Raw genomic sequence first — 14,573 nt, forward strand, 5'->3', positions numbered from 1 at the left:
CTGCATGAAGGTGAAGGCGCAGGTCCTGGTGGCTGCTGCTGCCGCGCTGGCCGTCGGCCTGTCCGGCTGCTCGGTGCTGGGCGGCGGTTCCAGCGAGGCGTCCACACCAGTGCCGAAGGCCGCGCGCACAGCCCCGCCCGGGTCGGAGGCGCTCGCGAAGTTCTACGGGCAGACACTGGCCTGGAAGAAGTGCGGTCCCGGGCAGTGCGCCGGGCTGACCGTTCCCCTGGACTACGCCCAGCCGGACGGCGAGACGATCACCATCCGGGTGCTGCGGATGCGCGCCACCAAGAAGGGGCAACGGCTGGGGTCCCTGGTGGTCAACCCGGGCGGGCCCGGGGGGTCCGGTATCGACTACGCCGCCGCCGCGGACACCATCGTGGGCAAGCCGGTGCGCCAGCGGTTCGACATCGTGGGCTTCGACCCTCGCGGGGTCCAGCGGTCCAGCCCGGTGGACTGCCTGGGCGATGCCGAGATGGACGACTTCCTGGCACAGGACCCCACCCCCGACGACCCCGCCGAGGTGCAGACCTACCTCGCGTCGATGAAGGACCTCGGCGACAGCTGCCTCGCCCGGACCGGGCCGCTGCTCGGTCACATCTCCACGGTGGACACCGCCAAGGACATGGACATCCTGAGGTCGGCCCTCGGTGACGTGAAGCTCAACTACCTCGGCAAGTCCTACGGCACGCAGCTGGGCGCTGTGTACGCAGGGCTGTTCCCGTCGCTGGTGGGCCGGTTCGTCCTGGATGGTGTCCTCCCTCCCGACCTGACCTGGGAGGAGTCGGCCGTCGGTCAGGCGGAGGGCTTCGAGCGCGCGGCGCACGCCTGGGCGAGGTACTGCGTCGCCAAGGGCACCTGCCCCCTGGGCGACAGCGAGTCCGCGGTCATGACAGGTATGGGGGACCTGCTCGCCCGGCTCGACGCGTCACCGGTCCCCATGCGGGACGGTCGTGAGTCCCAGCTCACCGAGGGGTGGGCCACCCTCGGCGTCGCCCAGGCGATGTACGACCCACGGTCGTGGAAGGCGCTCACCGAGGCGCTGCGCCAGGTCGTGGCCAAGGACGACGGCACGAAGCTGATGCTGATCTCCGACCAGTACGCGCGACGCACCGCCAAGGGCAGGTACGTCGAGAACCTGCTCGAGGCCTTCTACTCCATCAGCTGCCTCGACAACCCCGGCAGCCCCGACCCCGCGTACTACGAGGGCATCGTCGCCAAGGCGAGAGTCAAGGCCCCCGTCTTCGGCCCGGCCCTCGCCTGGGGCGCGGCGATCTGCACCCAGTGGCCGGTCAAGACGGGCCAGGTGCCCCACAAGATCAGCGCCGAGGGCAGCGGACCCATCGTCGTGATCGGCACGACTCGTGACCCGGCGACGCCGTACGAATGGGCTGTGCGCGAGCGCGACCAGCTCGCGAACGCGCGGCTGCTGACGTTCGACGGCGACGGGCACACCGCCTACACGCGGTCCAACAAGTGCATCGACAACGCGGTCAACAACTACTACACGAAGGGCAAGGTCCCGGCGGACAACACCAGGTGCTGACCCGGCATACCGACGGCAACTGTCAGCGGAAGGCGTAGACCACGGTGACGGTCACGCCGACCTTCTCACTGCCGACCTGGATTGGGACCGGCGACGACGAGTCCTTGGCGACCGCGGCGGAGCGCATGTCGTAGTTGACCGGGGGAGGGTCTGCCACGGTCTCGGTGATGCTCACGACGGCGCCGAGGCCGCGACCGGAGGCCTTGGCGTACTGCTCGGCCTTGGTCTTCGCGTTCGCGACGGCCTGGTCGCGGGCGGCGGTGAGGAGCTTGCCGTTGTCCTCGAGGTCGAGACTGATTCCGTTGACCTGCACCGCATTTCCCCCGGCGTTGACCGCTGCGGTGATGGCGTTGCCGGCCTTGCCGAGGTTACGGAGGGTGGCGGTGACGCCTTCGCTGACGACGTAGCCCTTGATGACCGGGGTGCCGTTCACGGGGTAGGAGTACTCGGGCTGGACCTGCAGGTTGGACGTCTGGATGTCCTTGCCGGCGACGCCGTTGCGGGTGAGCGAGGACTGGACGCGGGCGGTGAGGGAGTTGGCGGCGTCAAGCGCCTTGCCGACGGTGGCGCCACGGGTCTGGACACTGAGGCCGAGGCGCAGGGTGTCCGGCTTGCCGGCGACCTGGGCCGTGCCGGTGACGGTGATGCCGGGACTGCTGACAGCGGTGCCGGTGGTGCCGGGGCTGGTCGGGCTTGGGTAGGTGACGAGGGTCGCGGCGGAGGCTTCGCGACCGGAGTGGGAGCCGACCCAGAAGGCGCCTCCCAGCAACACCGCGACCGCGACGGCGACCGCTCCACGGGACATCGGCTGGGTGCTCATGGCGATGGGACGGTATGCCGCGTGGCCGGGTTCCGCGCGCGGCTCGGGTGGGTTCGGCAGGCCGGTCGGCGATCACCCCAGGAGGCGCTGTCGGGCGGTCGTTCGGCCGGTTCGGAAATCTGCTGGGTCATCCGTATACTCATCGTCCGTGCCTTCGGGCACCCGCCTCCTTAGCTCAGTCGGCCAGAGCGATTCACTCGTAATGAATAGGTCATCGGTTCGATTCCGATAGGAGGCTCAGCGGCACCACCCAGAAGAAGGCCCCCGTGACTCCGGTCCCGGGGGTCTTTTCTGTTCGGTGAACGTCCGGTGAACAGGGCCACCATGCCCGTGACCACCTCCGCCGCATGGCGTTGTCGGGGCATGAGCATCACACGCAGACACCTTCTGGCCGGCGCAGGCGCAGCATTGGGCGGGGCGGCCCTCGGCCTGCCCGACAACGCATCCGCGGCTGCGGCCGTCACGGTCCTGCCGGACCCGAACCGCAGCGGCATCGAGCACGTGGTCGTCGTCATGATGGAGAACCGGTCCTTCGACCACTACCTCGGGTGGCTGCCGGGGGCGCGTGGCAAGCAGGCGGGACTGACCTTCACCGACCGCTACGGCGTGCCGCACAACACCCACCACCTGACCGACTACCAGGGGTGCGCGCACCCCGACCCCGACCACTCGTTCGAAGGTGGTCGCGTCGAGTACAACAACGGCCGCTGCGACGGCTGGCTCAAGGCGGGCGACAACGACACGTTCGCCATCGGCTACTACACCGACGCCGACCTCGCGTTCTACGGCCAGGCAGCACGCGACTGGACCGTGTGTGACAACTACTTCTCCGCCATCCTCGCCGAGACCTACCCGAACCGGTTCTACCAGCACGCCGCCCAGACCGATCGCATCCACAACTCGACCGACGTCGCGACGATGCCGACCATCTGGGACCGACTCGCCGAGGCCGGAGTGAAGGGCACGTACTACTTCTACGACACCCCGTTCACCGCCCTCTGGGGCAGCAAGTACCTCGACATCTCCAAGCCCTATCCGCAGTTCCTGGCCGATGCGGCAGCCGGGACCCTGCCGGCCGTGAGTTTCGTCGACCCGAAGTTCCTCGACAAGGGCACGGGTTCCAGCGCCGACGACCACCCCCACGCCGACATCCGCGCGGGCCAGCACTTCCTCGACCAGGTCTACGACGCGGTCACCTCCGGCCCCGGTTGGGACAAGACCGTGCTGGTCGTCAACTACGACGAGTGGGGCGGCTTCTACGACCATGTCGCCCCCACCAGCGCACCCGACGCGCACCCCGAATGGGGCATGCGCGGCTTCCGGGTGCCGTGCCTGGTCGTCTCCCCACGTGCCCGCCGCGGCCACGTCGCCAAGGACGTCTACGACCACACCTCTGTCCTGAAGATGATCGAGTGGCGATGGGGACTGCCTGCACTGACCCCGCGTGACGCTGCTGCCCGCAACCTCGCCGAGGTGCTCGACTTCACCAACGCCCCGAACACCGACGTCCCGCGATACGCCGTCCCCCCGTTCGTCGGCACGCCGTGCCCGCCGGCAGGAACGGCCGACTACGAGGACTGGCACGCGCTCAAGGACCTTGCCAACACCCATGGATGGAGCCTGTGATGACCCGCCCCCGCACCCTCGGCCACCGCCCGTCGCGCGCCCTTCGTCCCCGAGCTGCTGGCACCCGCCTCGCCGCCGCTGTGACTGCCGTACTCGTCGGCATCGTTGCCACGACAGCGATCTCGCTGGGCGCGTCAGCCGCGCCAGCGCGCGCACCCAGGCCCGCGGCATACCTGCCTGCGGTCAAGCACGTCTTCGTCATTAACCTCGAGAACAAGGGGTATGACGAGACCTGGGGTCCCGGGTCGGCTGCGCCTTATCTGTCGCAGACGTTGCGGGCGCAGGGGAACCTGCTCACCCAGTACTACGGCACCGCGCACAACAGCCTGCCGAACTACATCGCGCAGGTCAGCGGGCAGGGGCCCAACCCGCAGACGCAGGGCGACTGCCAGGTGTTCAGCGACTTCGCCGGCGCGGGCACAGCGGCACCCGGTCAGTACGTCGGCGACGGGTGCGTCTACCCCGGGACCGTGCCCACCCTGCAGGGCCAGCTCGACGCCGCCGGTCTGACCTGGCGCGGGTACATGGAGGACATGGGCACTCCTTGCCGACACCCCGCGGTGGGCGCCCCCGACGACACCCAGAAGGCGAAGGTCGGCGACCAGTACGCGGCGCGCCACAACCCGTTCGTGTACTTCCACTCCGTCATCGACGACCCGGCCTACTGCGCCGCCCACGTCGTCGACTCCGGAGCGCTCGACTCCGACCTTGCCGCGACGGCGACCACGCCGAACCTGACCTACATCACGCCCAACCTGTGTCACGACGGGCACGACACGCCCTGCGTCGACGGGCAGCCCGGCGGCTTGGCCTCAGCCGACGCGTGGCTCAAGGCGACCGTGCCGACCATCCTCAACGCCCCAGCGTTCAAGACGGATGGCCTCCTGCTCATCACGTTCGACGAGTCCGACGGTCCCCAGAGCGATGCCACCGCGTGCTGTGGCGAGGGGCCCGGGCCGAACAGCCCGCTGCCCGGCATCACCGGGATGGGCGGCGGTCGCGTCGGCGCCCTCGCCCTGTCACCGTTCGTGCGCCCCGGCAGCCTCAGCAGCACGCCGTACAACCACTACTCGATGCTCGCGAGCATCGAGGACCTGTTCGGCCAGGCCCGCCTCGGCTATGCGGCACAGAGCGGTCTGAACCGGTTCGGGCTCGACGTCTACAACCGCTGACCCGTTCGCCTTCATCGCCGAACGCGTTTGGGGGCAAGCAAGTACGCTCACGGGATGAGCCGGATCTTCTCCGTCAGTGTCTCCTCGGTGTACCCGCACTACGTGACCAAGGTGGAGAAGAAGGGGCGGACCAACGCCGAGCTGGATCAGGTGATCGAGTGGCTGACCGGCTTCGACGAGTCGGAGCTCAAGGGACGGCTGGCCGACGGGACGACCTTCGAGGAGTTCTTCGCCCAGGCACGGCTGAACCCGCGGGCCCCGTCGATCACCGGCGTGGTGTGTGGCGTGCGCGTCGAACAGATCGACGATCCGTTGATGCAGAAGATCCGCTACCTCGACAAGCTCGTGGACGAGCTCGCCAAGGGCAAGGCGATGGACAAGATCCTGCGGAGCTGAAGGGTGCCCTCAGGAAATCGTCCCTGAGCACTGTCGGATCGGGGCGCACGCGTTCGTAGTAGGGGTGAGGAGGTGCCGTCCGGTGAGCGTGGATGACGTAGCGCCGGCGATCACCCGGGCCCACCACGATGAGTGGGCGCGGGTCGTCGCCTCGCTCACGAGGCGCTTCGGTGACCTCGACATCGCCGAGGAGGCGGCGGCCGAGGCGTTCGCCACGGCCGTCGAGCGGTGGCCGACACACGGCATACCTCCCAATCCGGGCGCGTGGTTGACCACCACCGCGAACCACAAGGCCATCGACCGGATCCGGCGCGAGAACAAGCGGGACGGCAAGCAGAAGGAGGCCCAGCTGGTGTACGACGACGACCCACCGGAGCCTCTCGGAGCCATCGACGACGATCGGCTGCGACTGCTCTTCACGTGCTGCCACCCGGCGCTCGCGATGGAGTCGCGCGTCGCGCTGACCCTGCGGATGGTCGGCGGCCTGACCGTGCCCGAGATCGCGCGGGCCTTCCTGGTGCAGGAGACCACCATGGGGCAGCGGATCACCCGCGCCAAGGCCAAGATCAAGGCGGCCCACATCCCGTACCGGGTGCCGTCCGCGGACGACCTGCCGGCCCGGGTCTCGGGCGTCCTGGCCGTCCTGTTCCTCGTCTTCAACGAGGGCTACCTGGCGACCGGTCCTGACACCGATCCCCTCCGTCACGACCTGACCGCCGAGGCGATCCGGCTCACCCGCCTGATCCGGGCCCTGCTGCCGCAGGACGGTGAGGTGGCCGGGCTGCTGGCGCTGATGCTCCTCATCGAGGCCCGCCGCACCGCCCGCGTGTCCCCGACCGGCGAGCTGGTCACCCTCGACGAGCAGGACCGTGGGCGCTGGGACGCGGCGCTGGTCGCCGAGGGTCATCGGCTGGTGCGCGAGCGGCTGGCCACGGGCGTGGCTCCGGGGCGGTACCAGCTCCTCGCAGCGGTCAACGCCGTGCACACCTCCGCCCGCGACGTGCGCGACACCGACTGGTCCCAGGTCGTCGCGCTCTACGACCAGCTCGTCCGCCTCGACCCCTCACCGGTCGTCGCCCTCAACCGCGCCATCGCCGTCGCCGAGCTCGACGGCCCGGAGGTGGCGCTGGCCGTCGTCGACCGGCTCGAGGGAGCGTTGTCGGGCTACCACGCCTACCACGCGACGCGGGCCGACCTGCTGCGTCGGCTGGGCCGCAGCCTGGAGTCCCGCGCCGCCTACGATGCCGCCCTCGAGCTGGCCGGCAACACGGCCGAGACCGCCTACCTCACCCGCCGCCGCGACCAGCTCGCCTAGTGGCACTGGCGCGTATGCCGTGGGCGTGCTTTCCCAGTGGTGGCTTGGTTCCGCGCGTCCTACCATCGACCATGGTCCGAATCGGCCGCAGGCAGCAGGAACCGCGAGACGCCAACGACGAGGACCCCGTGGTCCGCCAGTACCGCTTCCTCTTGCGGGAAGCCTCGCCTGACGCGGTGGAGGTGGCGCACACCGAAGCGCTTTCCCGGCTCGGCGAGGACAACCGCCGGGTCATCCTGACGGCCGTCCAGCGTGGGCTGGTCGCAGGCCAGCGGCTCCAACCGGGCGACGCCGCCCAGATCGCGCACCTCATCGTGCTCGGGGAGCGGCGCTCGCCGAACGCCTTCCTGTCGTCCTGCGAGCCGGCAACCTTGCTGGCTCTCTCACAGGCCGTGATCCACACCGAGGCCTGCTTCGGGCTGTTCGGGAGGTATGCCGCCTGGGACGGCGCAGACCCGGAGCCCGAGGAGGAGGGGGCTTGGGCCGAGGCCGGCTTCAATCCCGACAGCGGCCGCTGGAACCTCGCGAGGCAGAACCACCTGAACGCCGACAATGGTGGCGGCATGGGCTTCGGCGGAGGCGGAGCCGGAGGAGGGGGCGATGGCGGCGGGGGAGGCTGACGGCTGGCCCGGGCCCGTCAGGCCGAGTCCTGGGCGTCCTCGGCTGCGCCGCTCTCGAGGCTGAGCAGGATGTCGAGCAGGCAGCGGACCGGCTCCTCGCGGGCGAAGGCGGGATCGGCCAGCCCGGCGATGATGTACTCCGCCACGCGCACCAGCTTGGTGTTGTGCTGGTTGGAGTAGGTGCGCAGCATCTCGAAGGCCGCGTCCTCCCCGATGCCGAAGCTGAGCATGAGGGCACCCTTGGCCTGCTCGATCGCGGCGCGGTGCTCGGTCGAGGCCAGCACTGCTTCCGCGGCTCCCTCACGGAGGGACTGAGTGATGTCGACGATGAACCCCGACAGTCGTTTGACCTCCCCGCCGGCGTCCTCGCTCTGGCCCACCAGGACCAGGCGTCGGGTGCGGCCGGCAGGGTCGACGAGCCGGTACTCGAGGGAGAACGGGCGCGCGCGGGTCAGCACCTCATGGAACCGTTCCAGGACAACGGTTCGGTCCTGCTCGACGACGCGTTCGAGCATCAGGTCCGTTGTCGGGTCCTGCCCGAGCGGGATGCCGTACAGCTCCCGGAGATCGGTTGAGCAGGTCCACCGGTCTGCGGTGGCGTCGTACTCGAAGAACAGTGCAGGTTCGTCCGTCAGGGACGCGAGAAATGACATCAGACCCTCCATCGCCAGAGACCGCCGTGGGACAGCAACCACGAGTTCAGAGAGGCCACTTCTTGACCTTCGGCCAAATAATACGAATGGCCGCTCGCGCGTCAAGCCCATCTCGGCGGAAGTCTCGAGCGACACCTTCGCGGGGTGTCTAGGGCAGCCATAGCTCGATGTGATGACGCTCGAAAGGCGTACTCCGCACGCATGTGAATGACGTACGACCCCGGCGTCGGGTCGCCCTAGTGTCGGGAGATGGTCGACCGCCCCGACGACTCGGAGATGACGGACGCAGTGCTGCGCTCGGAGATCGAGCTCTTGGCTGACCTGATGGCGGCCGTCCGTGAGTTTCCCGGGCGGCTCACGGACACCCAGATCGATGCTGTCCTCGGTCTGACCCCTCCCGTTCGGCGGGCCGACGAGGACGCTGGCGGTACGCCACCAGCCCACATGGCGTCGTGAAGGTCGTCGACACCCCTACTCTGACCACGTGCCCTCCTTCGACCGCGTCGTCCTGATCTTCAACCCACACAGCACCGGAGAGGCCAAGGAGCTGGCCGAGGAACTGCGTGAGGACCTCGCCGAGCGCGTGCCGACGCTTGCCGTCGAGCTGCTTCCCACCCAGCACGCGGGCCACGCCGTCGAGCTGTCGCGGGAGGCCGCAGAGGTGGGGGCGCCACTGGTCGTGTCCGTCAGCGGTGACGGCGGCTACAACGAGGTCGTCAACGGCGTCATGCAAGCCGACAACGACCGTGCCTTCGCGGCGGTGCTGGCAGCAGGAAACGCCAACGACCACCGCCGCACGACCAAGGAGCGTCCGATCGCCGAGGCCATCGCCGATGGCTCCGTGAGCCGGATCGACCTCCTCCGCTTCACGGCGGGGGGCGCGGCCGACGAGGTGGTGCGCTACGCGCACTCGTACATCGGCCTGGGCCTGACACCCGTGGTTGCGGTCGACCTCGAAAAGGGAGGCAAGGGTTCGTTGCGCGAGATGGTCACCGTCGTGCGGACGTTCGCGAAGTTCCGCCCGTTCGAGATCGAGATCGAGGACGGCACCCGCCAACAGTTCGACAGCCTCGTCTTCGCCAACATCGCGCAGATGGCGAAGGTTGCCACGCTGGCCGAAGACGAGGGCAAGCCCGACGACGGACTGTTCGAGGTCATCACCCTCCGGCACACGTCGAAGCTGCGGATCCTCGCGATGGCCATCAAGGCGAGCACCATCGGCCTGGGCAAGCAGCCCAGCGTTCGCAGCTACTCGTTCACGACGGTGACCCCGCTACCGCTGCAGATCGACGGCGAGGTCGTCGACCTGCCGGCGGGAGCGACGGTGCAGGTGGACATCCTGACCAAGGTCCTGCAGACCGTCCTGTGAGCGAGGCCACGACCCAAGGGTCGAGCCCCATCGTGGTCTTCGTCCCCGGACTGGGTCTGGACCGCAGATCCTGGCAGCGGGTCCGCCACGAGCTGCGCGGGCAGAGCACCGTCGTCCTGCTGCCCTCCATGGGGCAACCCGTGCCGCGCGGCACCGGGGTTTCAGTCGAGCTTCAGGCCGAGCGCCTTCTGCACAGACTGCCGAGAGGTGCGTCGACCATACTGGTAGGTCACTCGGCCAGCTGCCCCGTCGTGGTCGAAGCGGCCCGCCACACTGACGACGTCGTGGGACTCGTCCTCGTAGGCGCGGTGACCGATCCCGCGGCCCACACCTGGCCGAGGATGCTGGCCCAATGGGGCCGCACCGCCATTCACGAACGCCCAGGTGAAGCCCGTGTGCTCGCCCCGCAGTACCGGCATACCGGGATCCTCAGCATGCTCCGGGGGATGGATTCGCTGCGACGCTTTCGCACGGACCATGCACTGAGCGGGCTGGATCTGCCGGTGGAGGTCGTGCGCGGGGACAAGGACCGAATCGCCTCGCACGAGTGGTCATCGGTTCTGCGGCGCGCGTCCAACGGACGTCTGAGCACAATTCACGGCGCCGCTCACATGGTTCCCCTGACCCATCCCGCCGCCGTCGTGGCTGCCGTCGACCGAGTGCGCCTGGCCGCCGAGCGGCCGTCCGCCCGGCTTCCGTAGGCGTCGCCCGCCGAGCCGTGTTTGCCCGCGGCCCTGGGGGGGTAGGTGCTGAACAGACAGTCGTGGCCGAGCTCTCCGTCGCGAGCTGGTTCGCCGCATCGCGAGAGGGAGTCATGTCGAAGAAGAACACGACGAAGCTTGGTTCGACCCGGGCCGGCGCGGGGAAGGCGAAGGCTTCTGCGGCGGGGCAGCCTGCCACGCAGCCCGCCGCGATCCTCGGTTCCGGGGGAGAGGTGCACCAGCCGGTCCAGGGCGGTCAGGTACTCACCACGGCCCAAGGCGCTCCGCTGTCCGACGACCAGAACAGCCTGCGTGCCGGCCAACGCGGACCGACCCTGTTGGAAGACTTCGCCATGGGGGAGAAGATCTTCCACTTCGATCACGAGCGCATCCCCGAGCGCGTCGTGCACGCCCGCGGCTACGGCGCTCACGGCACCTTCGAGACCACCGCCGACCTGTCAGAGCTCACCAGGGCAGCCATCTTCTCGACCGTCGGCAGGAAGACCGAGGCGTTTGTTCGCTTCTCGACAGTGGCCGGCGCCAAGGGATCCTTCGACCTTGCGCGCGACGTACGTGGGTTCGCGGTGAAGCTCTACACGACCGAGGGCAACTGGGACATCGTCGGCAACAACATCCCGGTGTTCTTCATCCAGGACGCCATCAAGTTCCCCGACCTCGTGCATGCGGTCAAGGAGTCCCCTGACCGGGCGTTCCCCCAGGCGCAGTCGGCTCACGACAGCTTCTGGGACTTCGTGTCCTTCACGCCCGAGGCGATCCACATGACCGTGTGGCAGATGTCGGACCGGGCGATCCCGCGGTCGTTCCGCTTCATGGAGGGGTTCGGGGTCCACACGTTCCGCTTCGTGAACGCCGACGGGGTGTCGACCTTCGTGAAGTTCCACTGGCGACCGCTCCAGGGCCTGCAGTCGGTCGTGTGGAACGAAGCGGTCAAGATCAACGGTGCCGACCCTGACTTCCACCGGCGTGACCTCTGGAACGCGATCACCAGCGGGGACCTGCCGCAGTGGGACCTTGCCGTGCAGGTGTTCGACGAGTCGTTCGCCGAGGAGTTCGACTTTGACGTGCTGGACGCGACCAAGCTGATCCCGGAGGAGCTGGTGCCGCTGCAGGTCGTCGGACGGCTGACGCTGGACCGGGTTGTGGACAACGACTTCGCCGAGACCGAGCAGGTCGCCTTCCACACGGGGAACGTCCCGCCGGGCATCGACTTCTCCAACGACCCGCTGCTCCAAGGGCGCAACTTCTCCTATCTCGACACCCAGCTCTCCCGCCTGGGCACGCCCAACTTCACGCAGCTGCCGATCAACGCACCTCGGTGCCCGGTGGCACACTTCCAGCGCGACGGCAAGATGCAGTACGAGGTGCCGACGGGCCGAGTCAACTACGAGCCCAACGGTTTCGGCGCCGCCGAGCGCGGACCTCGAGCGGACGCGGCAGCGGGCTTCCAGAGCCATGAGGAGCCGCTCGAGGGCACCAAGGTGCGGGTGCGTTCGGCCACCTTCTCCGACCACTACAGCCAGGCCCGACAGTTCTTCATCAGCCAGACGCCGGTCGAGCAGGACCACATCGTGAAGGCCTACACGTTCGAGCTGAGCAAGTGCGAGATCCCGCAGGTGCGGACGCGCATGCTGGCTCACCTGCTCAACGTGCACGAGGACTTGGCGACTGGTGTGGCAGGCGGCCTTGGTATGCCGTTGCCCGAGCCTGCGATCGCGGCCATGCCGCCGCGGACCGACCTCCCGCCTTCGGACGCGCTCAGCATCCTCAAGAGGGGTCCGGGCAGCTTCGCCGGCCGCAAGCTGGGAGTGCTCGTCACCGACGGCACCGATGCCGCGGTGCTCACGCCACTGGCGGACGCGTTCGCCGAGGCTGGCGCCGTGCTGGAGACGATCGCCCCCGTCGTGGGTGGGGTGACCCTCAGCGACGGCTCGGTGCTGCTGGCCGACCAGATGATCGACGGTGGACCCTCCGTGCTCTACGACGCGGTGGTGCTGCTACCGGGCGCCAAGGCCGTCCCGGCGTTGGCCGTCCGCAGCACCGCCAAGGACTTCGTCTCGGACGCCTTCGCCCACCACAAGTTCATCGGGTACAACGCAGCCTCACGCCCGCTCCTGGAGGCGGCCGGGGTGGCCGACCTGCTCGATGCCGGGTGTGTGAAGGTCACCAAGTCGACAGCGACCACGTTCGTGAAGAAGTGCGGCGCGCTGCGTTACTGGGAGCGCGATGTCCAGCCCTGACGGGCGCTGCTCACTGCCCGCTGACGCGTTCGCGGCGTTTGCCCTCGGCGATGTACGCCAGCCGGCGCAGGGCCTCGACATTGCGCGGGCCGATGGCGAGCTGCCGCAACGGGCGGGGCAGCAAGGTGCCGGGCCCTGACACGGCGTCCTCGGCCATGGCCACAGTGCACGACTCGTCGCTGCCGGGGATGATCGTGAGTACGACCTTCGCCTCACCCACGGGCCAACCGCGGGCCTTGAGGACGAGCTCGCTGGGCTCGCTGGAACTCAGGACGTGCGTCGTGTCACTCAGAACCGTGGGCCACACCCCGAAGGAGTGGTGGATGCGCGCGCCTTCGGCCGGCCATTCGGGGTCGACGCCCCTCACTCTTGACGCGCCGACGACCCAGGTGGCGTAGAACCAGCCGTCGGCGAGCACGTCCCAGACGGCTTGCGCAGGAGCATCGATGTCGCGGGTGACGGTGATGACGCCTGTGGTCGGGAGTTCCATGGTCAGCTCTTCCTCCAGTCGGGCGGGTGGACGCTGCAACGGCAACGGTAGCGCCGTCGGCGGCTGCGAGACGGGTGGGAGACGGGGCGGTGCCCACGAGGGGTGTACCCGCGTCTGACCTGCGCAAACGTCGCATTGTCCCTGTTGTCCCGTCCTGCACCCGGTGGCGGGACCTCGGGCAACCATGGCTGGTGGCGTCATACCGATGGGGGACAAGCAGCGAACGTGGACACGGAGCCCGGATCTGGCGACTGACGCCTTCGAGGGCCGGACATGACGCGAGTGTCAGTGGCTGGCCGGCTTCCCCACGCGGGGATGGTGGCGCGCAGCCGCCCAGCGAACCGCAGATCCCGCGTCATGTGGCTGCCGACCGGAGTCTTCATCTGTGTGGACAGGAACCAGATGGACCTACAGGTCCACGCCTAGCCAAGGAAGAACAAGCCCCTACGGAGCTCCACCCGGGCTCCAGCGAAGGAGCAAGTCATGTTGAAGACCAAACTTGTCGGAACCGGCACGGCCATTCTCTTGGCCGGGGCAGTTGGACTCGTCCCGGCTGCCGCCTCTGCGAGTGCGGCGCCCGCCGCGAAGGCCGTGGCTCCCACCGCACAAGCCGCAGCCACGACTCTGCCCGTGACGGGCACCTTGCCCAACGGCACGGCGTTCACGGGTCAGCTGAGCAACCTGACGACCTCGGTCGTCAATGGTGTCGTCCAGCTCTCCGGGACCATCACCGGCACCGGACTGCCCGCGGGCGGGACGACCTTCACTGCACCGCTGCAGGACGTTGCGGTGACGCAGGGCTGCAGCATCCTGACCCTTGACCTCGGCCCGCTCCACCTCGACCTGCTGGGCCTGGTCATCGACCTCGCCCCGGTGTCGTTGGACGTCACGGCGGTCCCCGGTGCGGGCAACCTCCTGGGCAACCTGCTGTGCGCCGTTGCCGGCCTGCTGGACGGGCCGGGCAACGCTCTCGGTGGCATCGCAGCGCTGCTCAACCGTCTGCTGACAGGTCTCGGCCTCTGAGCCGCGTGAGCGACTGACGTGGCAGTGGCGTCCCTGCGCCGCCCCTCACCGCAGGGGCGCCGCTGCCACCCCCCAAAGCCCGGCGACAGCGCCCGACGCAATTGGAGCTCGTGATGACCGTGATCGCCTTCAGACCTCGTCCCCGGCGTGGCGCGCGTCCCCCGGACGGCGACGGCACGCCCATCAGTGGGACGTTCCGATCTCCGCGGGGACGTTCAGGGGCCATGACCGGGTCGCTGCGGCTCCAGCGACTGGTCATCGTGCCGCGCGGTGCCTTCATCACCGGGGTCTTCACGGGTGAGCTCCGTGAGCCGGACGGAACCCTGGTCGGAGTGGACAGCCGTCGCGCCACCGCCCCGGTCGACCTGGTGCGTGACGACAGCGGCCTACGACCCGTGGTCCGACCACTGCAGCTCGACCTGATGGGGATCACCGTCCACGTCGAGCGTTTCACGATCGAACCTTCGCTTGCCTTTCCTCGCGGGGAGAGCAGCACCGGAGGGAGGGCACGCACCACCCGCACGAGTCGGGCTCGCGTGGAACCGCTGTGAAGGCCGTCGCGCTGGCTGCGCCGGGTCTGGTGC

15 protein-coding genes and 1 tRNA gene are annotated in these 14,573 nt (G+C 68.9%); 13 read left to right on the forward strand and 3 right to left on the reverse strand.

Features of this window, described 5'->3' with window-relative positions; all coding sequences use genetic code 11:
• The first annotated feature begins 4 nt into the window (after positions 1 to 4).
• A complete protein-coding gene (locus tag AC1DXJ_RS18645) occupies positions 5 to 1,546 on the forward strand; it encodes an alpha/beta hydrolase (RefSeq protein WP_477637633.1) in 1,542 nt (513 codons plus the stop codon).
• A gap of 22 nt (positions 1,547 to 1,568) precedes the next feature.
• Here AC1DXJ_RS18645 and AC1DXJ_RS18650 read toward each other — a convergent pair whose 3' ends face one another.
• The gene (locus tag AC1DXJ_RS18650; protein ID WP_477637634.1) at positions 1,569 to 2,366 is read right to left on the reverse strand and encodes an SIMPL domain-containing protein; all 798 of its coding nucleotides are present in this window, start codon (positions 2,364 to 2,366) and stop codon (positions 1,569 to 1,571) included.
• A gap of 164 nt (positions 2,367 to 2,530) precedes the next feature.
• Between AC1DXJ_RS18650 and AC1DXJ_RS18655 the strand changes: the two genes are divergently transcribed.
• The 6 genes from AC1DXJ_RS18655 (at position 2,531) to AC1DXJ_RS18680 (ending at position 7,495) form a co-directional block, all read left to right on the forward strand.
• Positions 2,531 to 2,604, forward strand: a tRNA-Thr gene (locus AC1DXJ_RS18655).
• A 125-nt stretch (positions 2,605 to 2,729) separates the two neighbouring features.
• Positions 2,730 to 3,992, forward strand: coding sequence for an alkaline phosphatase family protein (locus tag AC1DXJ_RS18660; RefSeq protein WP_477637635.1), 1,263 nt, complete (start codon positions 2,730 to 2,732; stop codon positions 3,990 to 3,992).
• A complete protein-coding gene (locus AC1DXJ_RS18665; protein ID WP_477637636.1) occupies positions 3,992 to 5,164 on the forward strand; it encodes an alkaline phosphatase family protein in 1,173 nt (390 codons plus the stop codon). Before AC1DXJ_RS18660 ends, AC1DXJ_RS18665 begins: the two co-directional genes overlap by 1 nt.
• A gap of 54 nt (positions 5,165 to 5,218) precedes the next feature.
• Complete coding sequence (locus AC1DXJ_RS18670) at positions 5,219 to 5,560, forward strand: DUF2200 domain-containing protein (RefSeq protein ID WP_477637637.1); 342 nt, start codon at positions 5,219 to 5,221, stop codon at positions 5,558 to 5,560.
• Between the two features lie 82 nt (positions 5,561 to 5,642).
• Positions 5,643 to 6,875, forward strand: a complete 1,233-nt coding sequence (locus AC1DXJ_RS18675; RefSeq protein ID WP_477637638.1) for an RNA polymerase sigma factor — start codon at positions 5,643 to 5,645, stop codon at positions 6,873 to 6,875.
• A 71-nt stretch (positions 6,876 to 6,946) separates the two neighbouring features.
• Positions 6,947 to 7,495 carry a hypothetical protein gene (locus AC1DXJ_RS18680; RefSeq protein ID WP_477637639.1) on the forward strand — a complete coding sequence of 183 codons (549 nt, stop codon included), beginning with the start codon at positions 6,947 to 6,949 and terminating at the stop codon, positions 7,493 to 7,495.
• Between the two features lie 17 nt (positions 7,496 to 7,512).
• Here AC1DXJ_RS18680 and AC1DXJ_RS18685 read toward each other — a convergent pair whose 3' ends face one another.
• Complete coding sequence (locus AC1DXJ_RS18685) at positions 7,513 to 8,148, reverse strand: ANTAR domain-containing protein (protein WP_477624868.1); 636 nt, start codon at positions 8,146 to 8,148, stop codon at positions 7,513 to 7,515.
• Positions 8,149 to 8,397: 249 nt separating this feature from the next.
• Here AC1DXJ_RS18685 and AC1DXJ_RS18690 point away from each other — a divergent pair, with 249 nt between their 5' ends.
• The 4 genes from AC1DXJ_RS18690 to AC1DXJ_RS18705 all read left to right on the forward strand — a co-directional run bounded on the left by AC1DXJ_RS18690 (position 8,398) and on the right by AC1DXJ_RS18705 (position 12,476).
• Positions 8,398 to 8,604 (forward strand): hypothetical protein, encoded by a 207-nt coding sequence (locus tag AC1DXJ_RS18690; protein WP_477637640.1) that lies wholly within the window; start codon positions 8,398 to 8,400, stop codon positions 8,602 to 8,604.
• A gap of 28 nt (positions 8,605 to 8,632) precedes the next feature.
• Positions 8,633 to 9,517, forward strand: coding sequence for a diacylglycerol/lipid kinase family protein (locus tag AC1DXJ_RS18695; RefSeq protein WP_477613848.1), 885 nt, complete (start codon positions 8,633 to 8,635; stop codon positions 9,515 to 9,517).
• Positions 9,514 to 10,218 carry an alpha/beta fold hydrolase gene (locus AC1DXJ_RS18700; RefSeq protein ID WP_477637641.1) on the forward strand — a complete coding sequence of 235 codons (705 nt, stop codon included), beginning with the start codon at positions 9,514 to 9,516 and terminating at the stop codon, positions 10,216 to 10,218. Before AC1DXJ_RS18695 ends, AC1DXJ_RS18700 begins: the two co-directional genes overlap by 4 nt.
• Positions 10,219 to 10,280: 62 nt before the next feature.
• Positions 10,281 to 12,476: a catalase gene (locus AC1DXJ_RS18705; protein ID WP_477637642.1), complete on the forward strand. Its 2,196-nt coding sequence runs from the start codon at positions 10,281 to 10,283 to the stop codon at positions 12,474 to 12,476.
• 10 nt (positions 12,477 to 12,486) lie between these two features.
• Here the strand turns inward: AC1DXJ_RS18705 and AC1DXJ_RS18710 are convergent, their stop codons facing one another.
• The gene (locus AC1DXJ_RS18710; protein ID WP_477624869.1) at positions 12,487 to 12,966 is read right to left on the reverse strand and encodes an SRPBCC family protein; all 480 of its coding nucleotides are present in this window, start codon (positions 12,964 to 12,966) and stop codon (positions 12,487 to 12,489) included.
• Between the two features lie 483 nt (positions 12,967 to 13,449).
• Between AC1DXJ_RS18710 and AC1DXJ_RS18715 the strand changes: the two genes are divergently transcribed.
• Positions 13,450 to 13,989: an ABC transporter substrate-binding protein gene (locus AC1DXJ_RS18715; protein WP_477637643.1), complete on the forward strand. Its 540-nt coding sequence runs from the start codon at positions 13,450 to 13,452 to the stop codon at positions 13,987 to 13,989.
• Between the two features lie 224 nt (positions 13,990 to 14,213).
• Positions 14,214 to 14,540 carry a hypothetical protein gene (locus AC1DXJ_RS18720; RefSeq protein WP_477637644.1) on the forward strand — a complete coding sequence of 109 codons (327 nt, stop codon included), beginning with the start codon at positions 14,214 to 14,216 and terminating at the stop codon, positions 14,538 to 14,540.
• Positions 14,541 to 14,573: the final 33 nt, after the last annotated feature.

This window comes from Pedococcus sp. P2_D9, from assembly GCF_056404275.1.

Coding starts and splice junctions, on each gene's coding strand:
- AC1DXJ_RS18645 (WP_477637633.1), top strand. CDS start 5: ATGAAGGTGAAGGCGCAGGTCCTGGTGGCTGCTGCTGCCGCGCTGGCC.
- AC1DXJ_RS18650 (WP_477637634.1), bottom strand. CDS start 2,366: ATGAGCACCCAGCCGATGTCCCGTGGAGCGGTCGCCGTCGCGGTCGCG.
- AC1DXJ_RS18660 (WP_477637635.1), top strand. CDS start 2,730: ATGAGCATCACACGCAGACACCTTCTGGCCGGCGCAGGCGCAGCATTG.
- AC1DXJ_RS18665 (WP_477637636.1), top strand. CDS start 3,992: ATGACCCGCCCCCGCACCCTCGGCCACCGCCCGTCGCGCGCCCTTCGT.
- AC1DXJ_RS18670 (WP_477637637.1), top strand. CDS start 5,219: ATGAGCCGGATCTTCTCCGTCAGTGTCTCCTCGGTGTACCCGCACTAC.
- AC1DXJ_RS18680 (WP_477637639.1), top strand. CDS start 6,947: ATGGTCCGAATCGGCCGCAGGCAGCAGGAACCGCGAGACGCCAACGAC.
- AC1DXJ_RS18685 (WP_477624868.1), bottom strand. CDS start 8,148: ATGTCATTTCTCGCGTCCCTGACGGACGAACCTGCACTGTTCTTCGAG.
- AC1DXJ_RS18690 (WP_477637640.1), top strand. CDS start 8,398: ATGGTCGACCGCCCCGACGACTCGGAGATGACGGACGCAGTGCTGCGC.
- AC1DXJ_RS18710 (WP_477624869.1), bottom strand. CDS start 12,966: ATGGAACTCCCGACCACAGGCGTCATCACCGTCACCCGCGACATCGAT.
- AC1DXJ_RS18715 (WP_477637643.1), top strand. CDS start 13,450: ATGTTGAAGACCAAACTTGTCGGAACCGGCACGGCCATTCTCTTGGCC.
- AC1DXJ_RS18720 (WP_477637644.1), top strand. CDS start 14,214: ATGACCGGGTCGCTGCGGCTCCAGCGACTGGTCATCGTGCCGCGCGGT.